13 protein-coding genes and 4 pseudogenes are annotated in these 16,897 nt (G+C 70.2%); 14 read left to right on the top strand and 3 right to left on the bottom strand.

The genetic code is table 11. The annotated features are described in order from the left end of the window. Positions 1–55 precede the first annotated feature (55 nt). Entirely contained in the window at positions 56–3,334 is a 3,279-nt protein-coding gene (locus tag IE272_RS23455) for an ATP-binding protein (RefSeq protein WP_050361411.1), read from the top strand. 184 nt (positions 3,335–3,518) lie between these two features. Here IE272_RS23455 and IE272_RS39335 read toward each other — a convergent pair. Beyond that, positions 3,519–3,650: pseudogene (locus tag IE272_RS39335) on the bottom strand (IS5/IS1182 family transposase); the annotation flags it as partial. 589 nt (positions 3,651–4,239) lie between these two features. Between IE272_RS39335 and IE272_RS23450 the strand changes: the two are divergent. Beyond that, a pseudogene (locus IE272_RS23450) lies at positions 4,240–4,905 on the top strand (bifunctional DNA primase/polymerase); the annotation flags it as partial. Positions 4,906–4,916: 11 nt separating this feature from the next. On the opposite strand, the gene IE272_RS23445 reads toward IE272_RS23450, so the two are convergent. Beyond that, complete coding sequence (locus tag IE272_RS23445; protein WP_308433870.1) at positions 4,917–6,284, bottom strand: MFS transporter; 1,368 nt, start codon at positions 6,282–6,284, stop codon at positions 4,917–4,919. 595 nt (positions 6,285–6,879) lie between these two features. Here IE272_RS23445 and IE272_RS23440 point away from each other — a divergent pair. The 8 genes and pseudogenes from IE272_RS23440 to IE272_RS23410 all read left to right on the top strand — a co-directional run bounded on the left by IE272_RS23440 (position 6,880) and on the right by IE272_RS23410 (position 13,265). After that, positions 6,880–7,776 carry a helix-turn-helix transcriptional regulator gene (locus IE272_RS23440; RefSeq protein ID WP_050361408.1) on the top strand — a complete coding sequence of 299 codons (897 nt, stop codon included), beginning with the start codon at positions 6,880–6,882 and terminating at the stop codon, positions 7,774–7,776. Positions 7,777–7,919: 143 nt separating this feature from the next. Then, entirely contained in the window at positions 7,920–8,957 is a 1,038-nt protein-coding gene (locus IE272_RS23435) for an alcohol dehydrogenase catalytic domain-containing protein (RefSeq protein WP_190007821.1), read from the top strand. Continuing rightward, positions 8,954–9,754 carry a carboxymuconolactone decarboxylase family protein gene (locus IE272_RS23430; protein ID WP_050361407.1) on the top strand — a complete coding sequence of 267 codons (801 nt, stop codon included), beginning with the start codon at positions 8,954–8,956 and terminating at the stop codon, positions 9,752–9,754. Before IE272_RS23435 ends, IE272_RS23430 begins: the two co-directional genes overlap by 4 nt. After that, positions 9,751–10,590 (top strand): SDR family oxidoreductase, encoded by an 840-nt coding sequence (locus tag IE272_RS23425; RefSeq protein WP_050361406.1) that lies wholly within the window; start codon positions 9,751–9,753, stop codon positions 10,588–10,590. Before IE272_RS23430 ends, IE272_RS23425 begins: the two co-directional genes overlap by 4 nt. A 71-nt stretch (positions 10,591–10,661) precedes the next feature. Further along, positions 10,662–11,639 (top strand): annotated as a pseudogene (locus IE272_RS23420) (aldo/keto reductase). A gap of 51 nt (positions 11,640–11,690) precedes the next feature. After that, positions 11,691–12,110, top strand: a complete 420-nt coding sequence (locus IE272_RS23415; protein ID WP_050361404.1) for a (R)-mandelonitrile lyase — start codon at positions 11,691–11,693, stop codon at positions 12,108–12,110. Positions 12,111–12,149: 39 nt separating this feature from the next. Next, a complete protein-coding gene (locus tag IE272_RS38810; protein ID WP_229897484.1) occupies positions 12,150–12,473 on the top strand; it encodes an alcohol dehydrogenase catalytic domain-containing protein in 324 nt (107 codons plus the stop codon). Between the two features lie 21 nt (positions 12,474–12,494). Then, positions 12,495–13,265 (top strand): zinc-binding dehydrogenase, encoded by a 771-nt coding sequence (locus IE272_RS23410; RefSeq protein WP_229897477.1) that lies wholly within the window; start codon positions 12,495–12,497, stop codon positions 13,263–13,265. Here IE272_RS23410 and IE272_RS23405 read toward each other — a convergent pair. Continuing rightward, positions 13,154–14,014 carry a helix-turn-helix domain-containing protein gene (locus IE272_RS23405; protein WP_190007818.1) on the bottom strand — a complete coding sequence of 287 codons (861 nt, stop codon included), beginning with the start codon at positions 14,012–14,014 and terminating at the stop codon, positions 13,154–13,156. The two genes, IE272_RS23410 and IE272_RS23405, sit on opposite strands and share 112 nt — an antisense overlap. A gap of 342 nt (positions 14,015–14,356) precedes the next feature. Here IE272_RS23405 and IE272_RS23400 point away from each other — a divergent pair, with 342 nt between their 5' ends. From IE272_RS23400 to IE272_RS23385, 4 genes and pseudogenes are all read left to right on the top strand, one after another. Next, positions 14,357–15,178, top strand: coding sequence for an FAD:protein FMN transferase (locus tag IE272_RS23400; RefSeq protein WP_229897472.1), 822 nt, complete (start codon positions 14,357–14,359; stop codon positions 15,176–15,178). A 79-nt stretch (positions 15,179–15,257) separates the two neighbouring features. Then, positions 15,258–15,764, top strand: a complete 507-nt coding sequence (locus tag IE272_RS38805; RefSeq protein ID WP_229897464.1) for a hypothetical protein — start codon at positions 15,258–15,260, stop codon at positions 15,762–15,764. Positions 15,765–15,963: 199 nt separating this feature from the next. Next, positions 15,964–16,326, top strand: a complete 363-nt coding sequence (locus IE272_RS23390) for a cyclophilin-like fold protein (protein ID WP_229897462.1) — start codon at positions 15,964–15,966, stop codon at positions 16,324–16,326. A 160-nt stretch (positions 16,327–16,486) separates the two neighbouring features. Further along, positions 16,487–16,891 (top strand): annotated as a pseudogene (locus tag IE272_RS23385) (aldo/keto reductase); the annotation flags it as partial. Positions 16,892–16,897: the final 6 nt, after the last annotated feature.

Here is a 16,897-nt window from a genome sequence, read left to right as displayed (position 1 = left end):
CCGCCGGACCACTATCGTCCTGTCCTTGCCCTCTGCGCTGGGTTAGCGTGATCACATGAATTTCGGGGTTCTCGGTTCGTTAGCGGTGTGGACGGGGGACGGACGACCAGTCCGGATCCCGGAGCTCAAAGTCCGCGCTCTGCTGGCCTGCCTTCTGGCCCACCAGGGACGAGCGGTCTCCGCGGACAGGCTGATCGATGACCTATGGACCACGAGGCCGTCCAACAACCCGGCAGGCGCGCTCCAGCACAAGGTGTGGCAGCTGCGGCGGGCGCTTGAGGACGCCGAGCCGGGCGGCCGGGACCTCGTGGTGTCCCATTCGCCGGGATACCAGCTGCGGGCGGGCGCCGACGCGGTGGACGCGGACCGGTTCCGCGACCTGATGACACGGTCGCGGGCGACCGAGGACTCCCGGGTGCGCGCCGCCCTGCTGGCAGACGCGCTGGCGTTGTGGCGGGGGCCCGCCTTCGCCGACTTCGCCGACGAAGAGTTCACCCGGCCCGCGCGGGACCGGCTGGAGGAGCAGCGGCTGACCGCGCTGGAGGAGCAGGCCGAGGCCCGTCTGAACCTCGGTGAACACGCGCTGGTGGCCGACGAACTCGGTGATGTGGTGGACCTGCACCCCCTTAGGGAACGGCTGCGCGCCGCTCATGTGCGGGCGCTCTACCGTGCGGGCCGGCAGAGCGCGGCCCTCAGCAGCTACGCCGACCTGCGTGGACACCTGGCCGAAAACCTGGGTCTGGACCCCAGCCCCGAGCTGACGGCCCTGCACCAGTCGATCCTCACCCAGGACGCGGCGCTGACTGCCGCCCCCGAACCCGACACTGCCGCGGCCAGCCCGCCGACGAATCTGCCGGCCTCCCTCACCGGCTTGATCGGCAGGTCCGAGGCGCTCGGCGAGCTCCGGGAGCTGCTGGGCGCGAACAGGTTGGTCACGCTCATCGGTCCGGGCGGGGTGGGCAAGACGCAGCTGGCTCTCTCGACCGCCGCGCAGGTCGGAGCCGAGTTCCCCGGCGGCGTACGGCTGGTCGAGTTCGGTGCGCTCGACCCCTCCCCGTCGAGCGCCGACCGGGGGAAAGGTGCCGCCGCCGCGCAGGTCGCGGTACACGAGTTGCTCGGGTCGGTTCTCCGAGTCCGGGACGACACGGCCTCGGGACCGGGACCGGGGTCCGGGGGCGCGGCGCCCTCAATGACCGTTCGTGTCGCCCAGGCGCTGGGCGAGCGGCCAGCCCTGTTGGTGTTCGACAACTGCGAGCATGTGGTCGGCCCGGTCGCCGAGCTGACCGACCAACTCCTCAAGGCCGCGCCCGCCTTGAGGATCATTGCCACCAGTCAGGTGCCCCTGGGTATCACCGGTGAATACCTCCAGGAGGTGCCGCCGCTGCGAGGGCCCGAGCCCGCGGCGGGGCTCGACCCCGAGTCCGTACGCCGGTACAGCGCGGTGGAGCTGTTTGTGGCACGGGCGACCGCGGCGGCCCCGAATTTCGTACTCGCCGCGAGCAACGTCGAGGCGGTTGTCTCGATCTGCCGGCGCCTCGACGGCATTCCGCTGGCCCTGGAGATGGCCGCTACCCGGGTGCGGGCGTTGGGGGTACGTGAGCTGGCGGCCCGCCTGGACGACCGGTTCCACCTGCTCGCGGTGGGCGCGCGCAGCGCCCCGGCGCGGCAGCGCACCCTGAGGGCCGTGATCGACTGGAGTTGGGAACTGCTCGGCGACCAGGAACGAGTGGTGCTCGGGCGGCTGGCCGTACACGCCGACGGCTGCACCCTCGACGCCGCCGAGGAGATCTGCGCGGCGGACGACCTGGACCGTACGGAGGTGCTCGACGTCGTCGCCCGGCTGGTGGACTGGTCGCTGGTGGTCATGACCGACGGGACGGACGGGCCCCGATACCAGCTGCTCGAATCGGTCACCGCATACTGCGTCGAACGCCTCGTGGAGAAGGGCGAGTTCGAGGACCTCCGGCGCAGGCACTGCGACTACTACACCGGTCTCGCCGAGCGCGCCGAGCCGCATCTGCGGGGCCACGGCCAGCGGCAGTGGCTGCATCGCCTGGACGCCGAAACCGCGAATCTGCGGACCGCGTTCGACTACGCGGCGCAGCTCGGCAACGCCGACTGCGCGCTGCGTCTCGCCAACGCCCTCAGCTGGTACTGGTACCTGCGCGGCCGGAGCAACGAGGCGAAGCGGTCCCTGACCGTGGCGCTGTCCCTCGGTGGGGCGGCGCCGACCGCGGTGGCCAAGGCCACGGCCCTGCTGGGCGGCTTCAAGCTGGTGCTCGGCGGCGTCGCCGACCCGCTGGCGGAGTACCGCACTGCGCTGCGACCCTACGAGGAGCTGGCCGATCCGGGCGGGCGGGCGCGGGCCCAGTGGTTCCTCGGGTCCAGCCTCTACGGGATCGGCGACGTGGGGCCGAGCGAGGAGCTGGTCCACCGGGCCCTGGCCACCTTCCGGTCGCTCGGCGACCGCTGGGGTATGGCGGCTGCCCTGGGCAGCCGGACCTTCCACGCGAATCAGCGGGGCGACCTCAACACGTTGCGGCGGGACGGCGAGCAGAGCCTCGCGCTCTTCCGTGAGCTGGGCGACCAGTGGGGGCAGCTCCAGGCATCGGTGCCGCTCGGGACGCTGGCCGAAACCGTGGGCGACTACCAGCGGGCCGGACGGCTGTACCGGGAGGGCCTGCGGATGGCGGAGGACCTGGGGCTCTGGCCGCAGGCGTCTTTCCAGCTCTCAGGCCTCGGTCGGGTCGCGCTGCTGACCGGGGACCTGCCTCGGGCCAAGGAGTTCCATGAGCGCGCGGCACGGCTCGCCGCCGGGCAGTCGGACAGCTTCGGGGAGCAGTACGCCGAGATCGGCCTCGCCCTCGGGGCGCGCCGGGCTGGAGACCTCGACGCGGCCGAGCGGCATCTGACCCGGGTGCTCGACCTGCACCGCCAGATGAGTTACGAGCCGGCCAGGCCCTCGGTGATCCTGGCCGAGCTGGGCTTCGTCGCGGAGGCCCGGGGCGACGCCCCGGCCGCCCTGGCTCTGCAACTGGACGCCCACGCCGCCGCCCGCGGCACCGGGAACCCGCGGGCGGTGGCGCTGGCCCTGGAGGGCCTGGCCGGGGCCCAGTCGCTGGCCGGTCACTCCGAGCACGCGGCCCGCCTCCTCGGGGCGGCCACGGCGGCCAGGCAGTCGGTCCAGGCGCCCCTGCGGGGCGGCGAGCGCTTCGACGTGGACCGCATCACCACCCGGGTCAGGGCTGCGCTGGACGAGGCCCGCTATCAGGCCGAGTTCGAGCGGGGCAGCACACTGGCCCCGGAGCAGCATCTGAAGGACCCACCTCCCTGACCTGGGTACGGAAGGCGCGCCAGCTTCCTCTGGCCCCTCCCAGCGCCCAATGCATCTGCCGGAGACGGCCGCTGCTGCGGCGGCCTGCTTGGCAGCCTCGTCAGCGGCCGCAACGGCGTCTAGCGCGAGCGTCGGGTCCGTCTCCAGCTCCGGAGCCCGCCCTTAAACTCCGACGAGCCTTCGCGGGCTTCCTCCTCAGGCCGTAAACGTGACGTCCCACGAGTCCTGGGACCGACTGGATCTTGGCGAGCAGGGGCATCAGCTGCGTGACGTCGTTACGGTTTCCGCCGGTCAGGGACAGCGAGAGCGGGAGGCCTTAGCCGTCGACGAGGATCAGCTCTTCCAGGCCAAGGAGATCCCGAAGGCAAGGAACTCCACGGTTCAGTCCCTACGTTCAGTCCCTCCGTAAAAGAGCAGGTCAGGCACCATGTAGCCCCCTGAACAGGGACTGAAGGGACTCAAGTTGAGGGTTATCGTGCGACTACGTGAGCGCGCGTATGCAGGCGCGTGAATCCTGTCTACATCGTTCCCCCTGCTGGCTGATAATTAGGAACTTGAGTCCCTTCAGTCCCTGTTCAGGGATGCGGATGCGCTCTGACCTGCAAGAACACACAGGGACTGAACGCAGGGACCGAACCTTGACGCCCTCACGTGAGGCCCTGCCGCCGTCGACCAGGCCGGATCGAACGGCCCTTCGCCCCTCCTGAAGAGCGGGAAGTGTGAAGGGACTGAAGGGACTGAGAAGTTCGATAGCGACTCGCGGGGGAGTTCCCCCACCTATTCCAGGAGCCGAGCTCTACACTCATTCGGAAAGACAGTCCCTTCAGTCCCTACTGCCGGCACGGCAAGCAGCTGACCAGCAGGTTTCAACCCATGGGCAGCAGGGGTCAAAGCCCTGTGACCTGATGAACGAGGACAACTACGTGCGCCGCCGAGACGAGACGCCCCCCGCGGGCCCTCCCGGCAAGGCCGTGTCCTCACTCGTGCTGGCCCGCTGGTGCGCAGGAAACGGATGGCCAGTGCACCCACTGGCTCCGGGGAGGAAGACTCCTCAAGCGAACTGCCCCGCCTGCAGGGCCCAGCACCACGACCCCCGGACATGCCCCTGCCCCGGGGCAGGACGCCCGTGCCACGGCTTCCACGCCGGCACCACCGACCCGCGGAACATCGACAGCTGGTGGACCACCAGCCCCGACGCCGGAGTCGGGGTCGCCTGCGGACCAGCCAACCTCATCGTGATCGACATCGACGCCCACAGCGCGCCCGTCCCCGACCGAAGCCGTCTCCTCCCGGGAATCCAGATCCACGACTCGGTCGACCTTGACGGTCTCGCTTCCGGCTTCGACACCATGGCACTCCTGGCCGCCTACCGTCAGCAAGCCGACCCCACCCAGGACACCACTACGCTGCGGGTGAGCACCCCCTCTGGCGGCCTCCACATCTGGTACCGGCTCCCCACTGGCGGGGTCCGGTACCGGTCCTCCGCCGGCTCCAGCCCGAAGGTCGCTCTCGCCTGGCAGGTCGACGTGCGAGCCGAGGGCGGCTACATCGTGGCCCCCACCACCCGTACCCGCCAGGGAACCTACGAGCCCCTCGGAGATGTCCGGCAGCCGGCTCCACTCCCCGCCTGGCTCGCGAACGAACTCTCCCGCACCGGACACGTCGTCACCCCGCAGCAACCCCGGCCGACTCCCGCCCCTCGCGCCCGCGCCCCTCGGAGCCCGCAAGCCGCACATCGGGTCCTGGAACCCCTTCTCGACGAGGTCGCCCGTTGCGGGACAGTCCCGGAAGGCGCTGCCTTCACCGAGAAGCTCAGTGCCAGCGCGCTGCCGATCTGGTGCACGGTGTTGACCAGTCCCGAGCCGGCCCCCGCGTCCTCGGGCGCGACGCCGTCGACGCCGCTGGAGGTCATGGGAGCCAGAGCCAGGCCCTGGCCGGCGCCGATGAGCACCATCGGCAGTGCCACACCTGTCAGGTAGGGCGTGTGCAGACCGAGACGGCTCAGCCACACCATGCCGGCCGCGGTCAGGACGACTCCGCACAGGAGCACCAGCGGCAGTGCGACCCGGTCCAGAAGCCGGGGCACCTGCACGGCGAAGACGAAATTGACCAGCGTCATCGGCAGGAACGCGAGACCGGCCTGCAGCGGCGTCCAGTGATAGACGCTCTGCACGAACTGGGCGGTGAAGAAGAACCCGATCATCGCGCCCATGTAGAGCATCCGGGTGACATACGCGCCGGAGCGCTCCCGGCTGGCGAACAGCCGTAGAGGCACGATCGGCTGTGCGGCCCGCCGCTCCACCGGCACGAACAGCGCCAGCATCACCACGCCCGCTGCCAGCGGTACCAGGGTGGCCGGAGCGGTCCAGCCGAAGTCGGCGGCGTCGACGATGCCGAGCACGAGGGCGGTAGAACCGAGCGTCGCGAGCAGCGCCCCGGGCACATCGAAACGGCCGCCCCGGCGGTCGGTCTCGGGCAGGAACCGCAGGGCCATCACCATCATCAGGACGCCGACCGGCACGTTGAGAAAGAAGCCGGCCCGCCACGAGAGCAGGTCCGCGGCCAGCCCTCCGACGACCAGGCCGAGCGCGGCGCCGAGGCCGGCGACGGCGCTGTAGGCGGCCATCGCCCGGGTGCGGGCACGGCCCTCGGCGAAACTGCGCGTGAGCAGGGACAACGCGGAGGGCGCCAGGACGGCGGCGCCGACGCCCTGGAGCGCACGGGCACCGATCAGCCACCACTGGGTCTGCGCGGCGCCCACCAGGAGCGAAGTCAGGGAGAAGACGACCAGGGAGAACAGGAACACCCTGCGGTGGCCGAACATGTCACCTGCCCGGGCCCCCAGCAGGAGCAGCCCGCCGAAGACCAGGACGTAGGCGTTGGTGATCCAGGACAGGCCGGTCTCGGAGAATCCCATGTCGGAGCGGATCTGCGGCAGCCCGGTGAACACGATCGAATTGTCGAGGATGACCATGAAATAGCTGACGCAGATGATCGTGAGGATCAGCGCCGGGCGGGCCGGAGCCCCAGCCGGCCCGCGTGGGTTAGGACGCGTCAGCGGGGATGACGTGGTGCCCTCAGCGGCTCTCGGCGCATTGAGGATCCCGGAACGGTTCGGGCCGGTGGCGTCGCTCCCGCGGGTGGCTGCTGCGTGCACGGTGTTCCTTCGATTCGGCTGCGGGTTCGGGCCCGGTCCCGGGCCGCCAGTCTCTGGCCCTTCCCAGGTAACTGCACGTCGGGGCAGGTGTGGGAATCACTGCTCTTCCGCGTACTGGCACTACCTCGCAGGTCCGCTCGGACGGACCTACCGTGGAGAAGCCGCAGGACATGCGGGCTGATCAGAAGGAGGCCGTCGTGCCGCAGTACCCGATGCCGACGCCAGCTCGGGGGCCGAGGTACCCGGCTCATCCGGAACCGGCGTCCCGTCCCGGGCACGCCGTGCTCACCGGCGCGCGAGTGCGGCCCGCGACGAGCCCGCTCCGTACCGGTCCCCGCACAGTGCTGTCCGCCGCAGGCGCTGCCGACGACAACACCAGGATCTGAGCATGGCCGACAACATCAAGAAGGACGTGGCCGCCGAGGTGCGCGAGTTCCTCAGCACCCGCCGCGCACGGCTCTCCCCGCAGCAGGCCGGGCTCCAGGTCTACGGGGGGCAGCGGCGCGTCGCGGGGCTGCGCCGGGAGGAAGTCGCCATGCTGGCGGGCGTGAGCGTGGACTACTATGTCCGGCTGGAGCGCGGAAACCTTGGCGGAGCCTCGGACTCGGTGCTCGAAGCCCTCGCACATGCCCTGCAGCTTGACGAGGCCGAGCGAACTCACCTCTACGACCTCGCCCGCGCGGCCTCACCGTCCGGACGGCGGCCCGCGGCGACCTCGTCGCGGGTCCGGCCGACGATCATGCGTCTGCTCGACTCCATGACCGACGTGCCGGCCTACGTCCGCAACGCCCGCTTCGACATCCTGGCCGCCAACACACTGGGCCGGGCACTGTACGCGCCGGTCTACGACTCACCGCTGTTCGCGCAGCGCGGGCCGGTCAACAGTGCCCGCTTCATGTTCCTGGACCCCGTAAGCAAGGACTTCTGGACCGACTGGGACAAGGGAGCCAACGACGCCGTCGCCTTCCTGCGCACCGAGACCGGTCGCTCGCCGCACGACAAGGCGCTGACCGACCTGATCGGCGAGCTGACCACGCGCAGCGACGACTTCGCACGCCGCTGGGCCCGGCACGACGTGAAATTCCACCGCTCCGGTGTGAAGAACCTCCATCACCCCCTCGTCGGCGACCTCGCGCTCCCCTACGAGGCGATGGAACTGCCCTCCGACCCCGGCCTGCGCCTGAACTTCTACACCCCCGAACCGGACTCCCGGGAGCGGGAAGCCCTCGGCCTCCTGGCCAGCTGGGCCGACACCGGCACCGCCGTCCCCACGGCGAACGACTGAACCACCACACGAGCGAGGAGCCGTTCCCCCCGCGCCCCGACGCGGGCGTCAACATCGTCGACACCGCCGACGTCCGGGGAGGAGATCGTCGGCACATCCCGGCTCACACCGCACCCCCAGCAGTAACGAAAGGCAAGATCCTCATGCGTGCCACCTTCATGTACGGCCCCGGTGACGTCCGGGTCGAGAACGTCCCGGACCCGCAGATCGTCGATCCCACGGACGCGATCGTCCGGATCACCCTGGCCTGTGTCTGCGGCTCCGACCTGCACCCGTACCACTCGATGGAGAAGGCCGACGAGGGCGTGCCGATGGGGCACGAGTTCCTCGGCGTCGTCGAGGAGACCGGCTCCGAGGTCCGCGGCCTCAAGCGTGGTGACTTCGTCGTTTCCCCGTTCGCGTTCGCCGACAACACCTGTCCGATCTGCCGCGACGGCTTCCACACCGCCTGCCCGCACGGCGGCTGGTACGGCGCCGGCGGCGTCGGCGGGGCGCAGGCCGAGGCCATCCGCGTGCCCCAGGCTGACGGCACTTTGGTCAAGATCCCCACGGACGTCGACACCGCGCTGCTGCCCTCGCTGCTGGCGCTGAGCGACGTGTACCTCACCGGCTACCACGCCGCCCACATGGGCCGGGTCGAACCCGGCAAGACCGTGACCGTGATCGGCGACGGTTCCGTCGGCCTGTCCGCCGTGCTGGCCTCCCGCCGCATGGGTGCCGAAAAGATCATCCTCATGGGCAGGCACACCTCCCGCACCGACCTCGGCAAGGAGTGGGGTGCCACCGACGTCGTGGCCGAGCGCGGCGAGGAGGGCATCGCCAAGGTGATGGACCTGACGGGCGGTGCAGGCTCCCACGTCGTGTTGGAGGCGGTCGGGCTGATGCCCGCGTACGAGCAGGCATACGGCGTCGTGCGCCCCGGCGGGATCATCTCCCGCGTCGGCGTCCCGCAGTACGAGGAGGCCCCGGTCGGCTTCGGCTCACTCTTCGGGAAGAACGCCCAGCTGGCCGGCGGGCCCGCCCCGGTGCGCGCCTACCTGGAGCCCGCGATCGCCGACGTGCTCGCTGGCCGGATCAACCCGGGCCGGGTCTTCGACGCCGAGGTCTCCCTGGACCAGGTCGCCGACGCGTACCAGGCCATGGATGACCGGACCAACCTCAAGGTCGTGGTGCGCCCGTGACCGCCCGCAAGCCCAACGCCGCGGCCAGCGCCGCGCACGAGCGGCTCTTCCCCGGCCATGTGTCCACCCTCGCGGTCACTGATCCCGAGCTGATCGAGTACTTCGACAACTTCGCCTTCGACGAGGCCCTGCAGCACGCTCACGAGCTGCCGGAGCGAACCCGGCTGATGACGCAGCTCGCCGCGATGATCGCCGTCGGCGCCCTTGCCGAGTACCGCGTCATGCTCGGCGCCGCCCTCACCATCGGTGTCACCCCGGTGGAGGCCAAGGAGATCGTCTATCAGGCCGTGCCGTACGCCGGCATGGCCCGGGTCTTCGACTTCCTGCACGCCACCAACGACGTCCTCACCGGCCGCGGTGTCGAATTGCCCCTGGAGGGCCAGTCCACCACCGGCCCGGACACCCGGATGGAGCAGGGCCTGGCGGTGCAGAAACGGATCGTCGGGGAGAAGGCCGTGGACTCCATGTACGCGAATGCCCCGGCCGACGAGCAGCACATCCAGCGATTCCTGAGCGGCAACTGCTTCGGCGACCACTACACCCGCACCGGCATCGACGTACCCACGCGGGAACTGCTGACGTTCGCGATGCTCACCGCGCTCGGCGGCGCCGACGCCCAGGTGAAGGGACACGTCGCGGCCAACCTCAACGTCGGCAACACCCGCGCCACCCTCCTCGCCGTCCTGACCGGACTGCTGCCGTTCATCGGCTATCCCCGCACCCTCAACGCCCTGGCCGCCGTCGACGCCGTCTCCCCGGCCGGCGACGCCCCGAACGCGAAGGAAGACCGCGCATGACCACTCGTACCTGGCTCATCACCGGCGTCAGCAGCGGCTTCGGCCACGCCCTGACCACCCAGCTCCTGGAGCGCGGCGACACTGTCATCGGCACCGTCCGCTCCCTGGACAAGGTCGCCGACCTGAGCGAGCAGTACCCCGACACCTTCCGTCCGGAGATCCTCGACGTCACCGACACCCCGGCCGTCCGCAAGACGGTGGACGAGGCGTTCGCCGCCGGCCGCGTCGACGTGATCGTCTCCAACGCCGGCTACGGCCTGTTCGGTGCCGCCGAGGAGATCAGCGACGCCGAGGTCGACCACATCCTCGCCACCAACCTCACCGGCTCCATCACCCTGATCCGCGCGGCCCTGCCGCACCTGCGCGCGCAGGGCGGCGGACGCATCGTGCAGATGTCCACCTACGGCGGACAGGTCGCCTTCCCCGGCAACTCCATGTACCACGCCGCGAAGTGGGGCATCGAGGGGTTCGCCGAGTCGGTCGCCCAGGAAGTCGCCCCGTTCGGCATCGGCGTGACGATCGTCGAGCCCGGCGGCGCGCGTACCGAGTTCCGCTACGGCAGCGCCCGGGTCGCCGACCCGATCGATGCGTACGAGGGCAATCCCGCCCACGCCTTCAAGGCCATGCTCGACCCGGCCAACGGTCTCGCCCCCGGTAACCCGCAGCGCATGGCGGCCCGCATCATCGAGTCCGTCGACACCGAGCCGGCACCGCTGCGGATGATGCTCGGCTCCCAGGCACTGGACTCCACCCTTGGGGTGCTGCGCAAACGGATCGAGGACTTCGAGGCCCAGCGCGACCTGGCCGCGTCCACGGACTTCCCTGCCGGGGAATAGCCCTCCGCGCTCCGCTCAGGCGCTCGGTCGCGCCAATCACCCGCGTTCAACCTGTCAGGAGAGGAACGGCTATGAAGCACGTCAAGCTGGGTGAACTGGAGGTTTCCCGGATCGGTCTGGGGGCGATGGGCATGTCCCACGGCCTGACCGGTGCCAGAAGCGACGACGCCGAATCCATTCGCACCATCCACCGGGCCATCGACCTCGGCGTCACCCTCATCGACACCGCCGAGATCTACGGCCCCTACATCAACGAAGACCTCGTCGGACAAGCACTCAAGGGCCACCGCGACCAGGTCGTGCTGGCCACCAAGTTCGGCATGATCGACCACGGCGGCGCCGGTGCCTGGAACCTGAACTCCAGCCCCGCCAACATTCGTACCTCCGTGGAGGGGTCGCTGAAGCGGCTGGGCACCGACCACATCGACCTGTACTACCAGCACCGCGTCGACCCGAAGACGCCCATCGAGGAGACCGCGGGCGCCGTCGCCGAGCTGATCGCCGAGGGCAAGGTGCGGCACTTCGGGCTGTCCGAGGCCGGCCCGGACACCATCCGCCGCGCCCACGCCGTGCACCCCGTCACCGCCGTGCAGTCCGAGTAATCATTGTGGACCCGCGGCATCGAGAACCGCGTCCTGCCGGTCCTGCGCGAGCTGGGGATCGGCCTGGTTCCGTTCTCCCCGCTCGGCCATGGCTTCCTCACCGGCACCGTCCGCAACGAGAACGACTTCGAAGAGGGCGACTTCCGGCGCGGCAACCCGCGGTTCACCGGCGAGAACTTCCAGCGCAATCTGGCCCTCGCCGACGAAGTCCAGGTTATCGCCGCCGAGGTCGGCGCCACACCCGCGCAGGTCGCCATCGCCTGGCTCCTCGCCCAAGGCGACGACATCGCCCCCATCCCGGGAACCAAGCGCGTCACCCGCGTCGAGGAGAACACCGCCGCCGACAGCCTCCAGCTCAACCCCGAGGTGCTGGCCAAGCTCTCCAACCTCCCCCCGGCCGCTGGCGACACCCACACCGAATCCGGCCGCGCCATGCTGGAACGCTGACCGACCCAACTTCCCCCTCACCCCTGTCCACACGAAAGCAAGGAGCGTCCCGTGGAGTTCGTCAAGCCGCAGCCCACCGGCAAGGGCCCGGAGAGCTGGTTCAACGGAGATGTCTGGTTCGACGTCATCCACGCCGGACAGGAACCCTCCCGCCTGCGCGCCAACATGGTGCGCTTCGCTCCCAGCGCCCGCACCGCCTGGCACCACCACGCGGTGGGGCAGACCCTCCACGTCGTCGCCGGCACCGCCCTGATCGGTACCCGCGACGGCACCGTCTTCGAGGCCCACCCCGGTCAGACGGTGACCTGCCCGCCCGGCGAGGAACACTGGCACGGCGCCACCGAGGAGAACTTCATGCAGCACCTCGCCCTGTGGGACGGCACCACCCCCGACGACGACCGGCCCGAGACGACCTGGCTGGAGCACATCACCGACGAGGAGTACAACGGCCCCCGCACCCGCGCCCACTGACCCTCGCGAACGAAGGGAGACCAGCTCATAGCCGACACGATGACCGCCCTGTTCAGCGGTGTCGGACCCGAGTGGACCACCCGCGAGGTCCCTGTACCCGAACCTGGTCACGGGCAGATCGTGGTGCGTGCCCACGCGGTCGCCCTCAACAACGCCGACGCCTCCATGCTCGCCGCCGCCGATCCCACCTCCGGCGGCACCGGCAAGCAGTATCAGGCCGGCTACCAGTTCGCCGGCGAGGTCACCGCCGTCGGTGACGGCGTGACCACCCCCGTAATCGGGGACCGGGTGATGGGCACAGCCCCCGGCAGCTTCGCCCCAGTACGTCCTCGCCGACCACCGCCACGTCCTGCCCGTCCCTGACGAACTCGGTTACGACATCGCGTGCGCACTACCGACCGGCCTGCTCACCGAACACGGCGCCCTGATGACCGGCGGCTTCCGGTCCGCACAGTCGGTACTGATCACCGGAGTCACCTCCAGCATCGGCCTGATCGGCGTGCAGATCGCCAAGGCCTCGGCGCCGGACAGGTCATCGCCACCACCCGCTCGGCAGCCAAACACGACCTGCTGAAGCGGGCCGGGGCCGACACCGTTGTGGTCACCGGCGAGCGGGACCTCATCCGGGCGGTCATCGACGCCACCGGAGCCGACGGCGTGGACGTGGTGTTCGATTACGTCGGCCGCCCCGCCTTCGCCGCCTGTCTTCCCGCCACTCGCGTCGACGGCGGCGTGGTCAACATCGGCCGACTCGACACGGCCGAATCCACTGTTGACCTCGATGCCCTGTCCTACCGCTACCTGCGCGTAGCGGGAGCCCCCTTCGGCTTCGCCCTGCCCGCCGAACTCGGCGCCGTCATCGCCACCGCCGGCGAACAGCTACTGTCGGCCGTCACCGACGGCCGCGCCTCGTGGGACGGCCGCGCACCGGGCAGTGCCGTGACGCTACCGGCCACCGGGCCGCTGCACCCCCGCGACCTGCCGCAGCACCGCCCGCACCACCCACCACCTCACGCGGGCACGGCGTACCGGCGGCGGGCGGGTCAGTCGGCCAGGTCGGCGGCGGGCTGCTGGGCCGCGGCCCAGGAGGCGAGGATCCGCAGCCCGTCGTGGGTGGGAGAGCCGACCTCGGCCGTCCACACCACCAGTTGCTGATCCGGGTCCGTACTGGCGCTCAGGGTGTCCCAGTCCAGCGACAGTTCCCCGGCCACGGGATGGTGCAGGACCTTCGTACCCACGCTGAGCGTGGCCACGTGGTGGGCGGCCCACCACGTGCGGAAATCGGCGTCCTGCACGGACAGCTCCCCGACCAGCGCGGTCAAGCGCGGATCGTCCGGATACTTCGCCGCCTCCATCCGCAATTGCGCAACCGCCGTACGAGCGACGCTTTTCCAGTCCGCATACAGGCGGCGCATCATCGGGTCGGTGAAAAGAATCCGCACATAATTGCGGTGCTTCTCCGGTACCGTCCCGAAATCAGTGATCAGAGCCGCCGCCAGGGGATTCCACGCGATGACGTCCATACGGCGGCCCATCACGATCGCCGGCGTGGAGGTCAGGTCGTCCAGAACCCTGCGCAGCTGCGGCTGGACCTTCTGCACCGTGCGGCGGCGCGGCCGGGCGGTCTCCTTCCCGGCCAGGCCGAACAGGTAACGGCACTGGTCCTCATCGAGGTGCAGCACCTCGGCCAGCGTCTCCAGCACCGGCGCCGAGGCGGGCAGGCGGCCCTGCTCCAGGCGCGTGTAGTAGTCGGTGGAAAACGCCGCCAGCTGCGCGACCTCCTCCCTGCGCAGCCCGGCCACCCGGCGGGGGCCGGCGCTGTCGGGCAGGCCGACGGCACGCGGGGTCAGCTCGGCGCGGCGCGCCTTCAGGAAATCTCCCAGCTCGTTGCGGTTGCTGCTCATAAGCCCACTGTCTCACCCACAACCCCGCCGGTGGGAGGGAAGGTTTCTTCCCAGGATGGTCCCCTCCCCGGAAGAAATTCTCCTCTGGGCGGACCGCTCAGCTCCTGCAAACCTCTCTCCTGGGAGTACGCACCACGAACCGGCGCACCGAATTCCATCGCACCGACGAGCAGAGGAGACATGGCCGTGCAGGAATGTACCGCAGACAATTCCCCCACTTTGTGCGGTCCGCGCGCCGGAAACACAACGGCGGCGGTATCCGACGCCGGCAAGTCTCTCTTTGCCTTCGACGCGATCGGCACCCGGTGGGAGATCGAAACGCCCGCACCTCTGCCCGCAGAGGTGCGCGAGAGGATCCTTGACCGTGTCGACCGCTTCGATGCCGTGTACTCGCGGTTCCGCCCCGACTCGCTCGTCTCGCAGATCGCCGCAGCGCCCGGCGGCGGCCGGTTCGTCTTCCCCGACGACGCCATCGACCTCTTCGACCTCTACGACCAGCTCGCCCACCTCACGGGCGGGGCGATGGACCCGCTGGTCGGCCGCGACCTGGAACTCCTCGGCTACGACCCCGCCTACTCCCTCACCCCCGTACCCCACACCGACCGCGCGGCCCACGCCGACGCGCGCCCCGCGTGGCACCGGGACGTCGAGCGGCACGGGGCGATGCTGCGCACCCGCCGGCCGCTGGTGATCGACGTCGGGGCGGCGGGCAAGGGCTACCTCGTCGACCTCGTCAGCGCCCTGCTCCAGGACGCGGGAGTCACCCGCTTCGTGGTCGACGCCAGCGGCGACCTCCGCCACGGCGGCGAGCACCCGATCCGGATCGGCCTGGAACACCCCACCGAGCCCGGCCGGGTCATCGGCGTGGCGAACGTGGCGGATGCGGCACTGTGCGCCTCGGCGATCACCCGCCGCGCCTGGGGGCCCCGACTGCACCACGTCCTCGACGCCCGCACCGGTGCCCCCGTGCACGACACCGTGGCCACCTGGGTCGTCGCCGAGCGTACGGACGTCGCGGACGCGCTGGCCACAGCCCTGTTCCTCACCCCGGCACACCGGCTCGCGGACAGCTTCTCGTTCGCCTGCGTCCGCATGCTCGCCGACGGCCGCACCGACACCTTCGGCGGCTTCGACGGCACCCTCTTCGCCGCCGACCCCACCTGACCGGCCCCACCCGACACGTGCGGCATACGGCCGCACGCCCCCGGACACCCAAGCGACCCTGCGGAAAGGGACACCCAGCATGAGCGCGCTGAGCAGGAAACTCACCGTGGCCACGATGATGGGCGCCTGCGCCCTCACGGCCGCGACCGGCTGCTCGTCCACCGACACCGAGAGCTCCCCGCCCCCGGAGCGCAGCAGCACGGTCCCGGCACGGGAGCCGGGCAAGGACGCGCAGTACGCGGACGGCCGGTACGAGGCGACCGGCGAGTACGGGAGCCAGGGCTCCTCCATCGGCGTCACCCTCACCCTCAACGACGACGTGATCGCCCAGGTCGAGGTCGAACCCCACGCCACCGACCCCACCTCACTGGACCTGCAAGAACGCTTCGCCGACGCGATCCCCGACCGGGTCGTCGGACGCGACATCGACGAGGTGCACATCGACCGCCTCGCCGGATCCAGCCACACCCCCGAGGGATTCAATGACGCCCTCGGAAAAATCAAGGAAGACGCCGGGCGAGAACACCTGCCGTACCGCAACGAAATCCCAAGCCCGGCCGGCAGCATTCCGATAACCCCTCGGTAACACCCCTCACTCCCGGAACCTTTTTTGAGAGGACAGCGTGAAAAGCAGAGCATTGTGCGTGGCAGGGGTCATGTCGCTCACCCTGGCCGTCGCCGCGTGCGGCAACGACACCGCGCAGGACAACGCTTCCCCCTCGGGGACGAAGCCTTCCGCAACACCACAGGCGCCGAACCCTGCAAGCACCGAGAGGGTGAACGGGATGAAGGTCGCCCTCCGCGTCGGGGACACGACCACGCAAGCGACGCTGACCGACAACGCCACCGCGCGGGCCTTCGCCACCACGCTCCCGGTCACGGTGGAGATGAGCGACATGCTGGAGCGGGAACTGTACGGGGCGCTGCCCGAACCGCTCCCCGTGGCCGAGAAGAACCGGCAGACCGACTACCAGGCAGGTCAGCTCGTGTACTGGCCGCCCGGCCCCGGCCTGGCCGTCTACTACAAGCACGCCGGCCCACCGGTCCCGGCACCCGGCATGGTGGTGCTCGGCACGATCGACGGGGGCCTGGACGCCTTCACCGGACACGACGGCACCGCCAAGGTCACTATCGACCGCACCGGCTGACCCGCCAGGACACGCATGGCACGGCCGGCATGCCCGAAGGGGGGAAGGATCCTTCCCCGGAAGAATCTCTCCTCTTTTCGGGCGCGCGAGGCGGTGCCAAGGTGGATGACGTGGTGATGAGGAGCCCCCGGAAAACCGGAAATGAATTCCGGAAGTACGGGTACGCGAGCTGGGCATCGGCTTCGTCCCGTACTCCCCGCTCGGCCACGGCTTCCTCACCGGCACCGTCCGCTCCATCGCCCACCTGGACGAGGGTGACTTCCGCGTCGGCAACCCCCGCTTCGAGGGCGAGAACTTCCAGCGCAACCTGGCCATCGCCGACGAGGTCCAGGCCGTCGCCGTCGAGGCGGAGGCGACACCGGCCCAGGTGGCGCTGGCCTGGCTGCTGGCCAAGGGTGAAGACATCGCTCCGATCCCCGGCACCAAGCGGGTATCCCGCGTCGAGGAGAACACCGCCGCCGACACCCTCGTCCTGACCGCCGACCAGCTCACCCGGCTCGACAACCTCCCGCCCGCCGTCGGGGACCGCTTCCAGGAGGAGTACGGGCAGCTCATCGAGAAGTGACCGCAA

Origin of the sequence: Streptomyces anulatus, assembly GCF_014650675.1 — a bacterium.
Lineage (GTDB): Bacteria > Actinomycetota > Actinomycetes > Streptomycetales > Streptomycetaceae > Streptomyces > Streptomyces anulatus.
The sequence above is the reverse complement of the archived record's forward strand: the minus strand, read 5'-3'. Positions and strand labels throughout refer to the sequence as shown.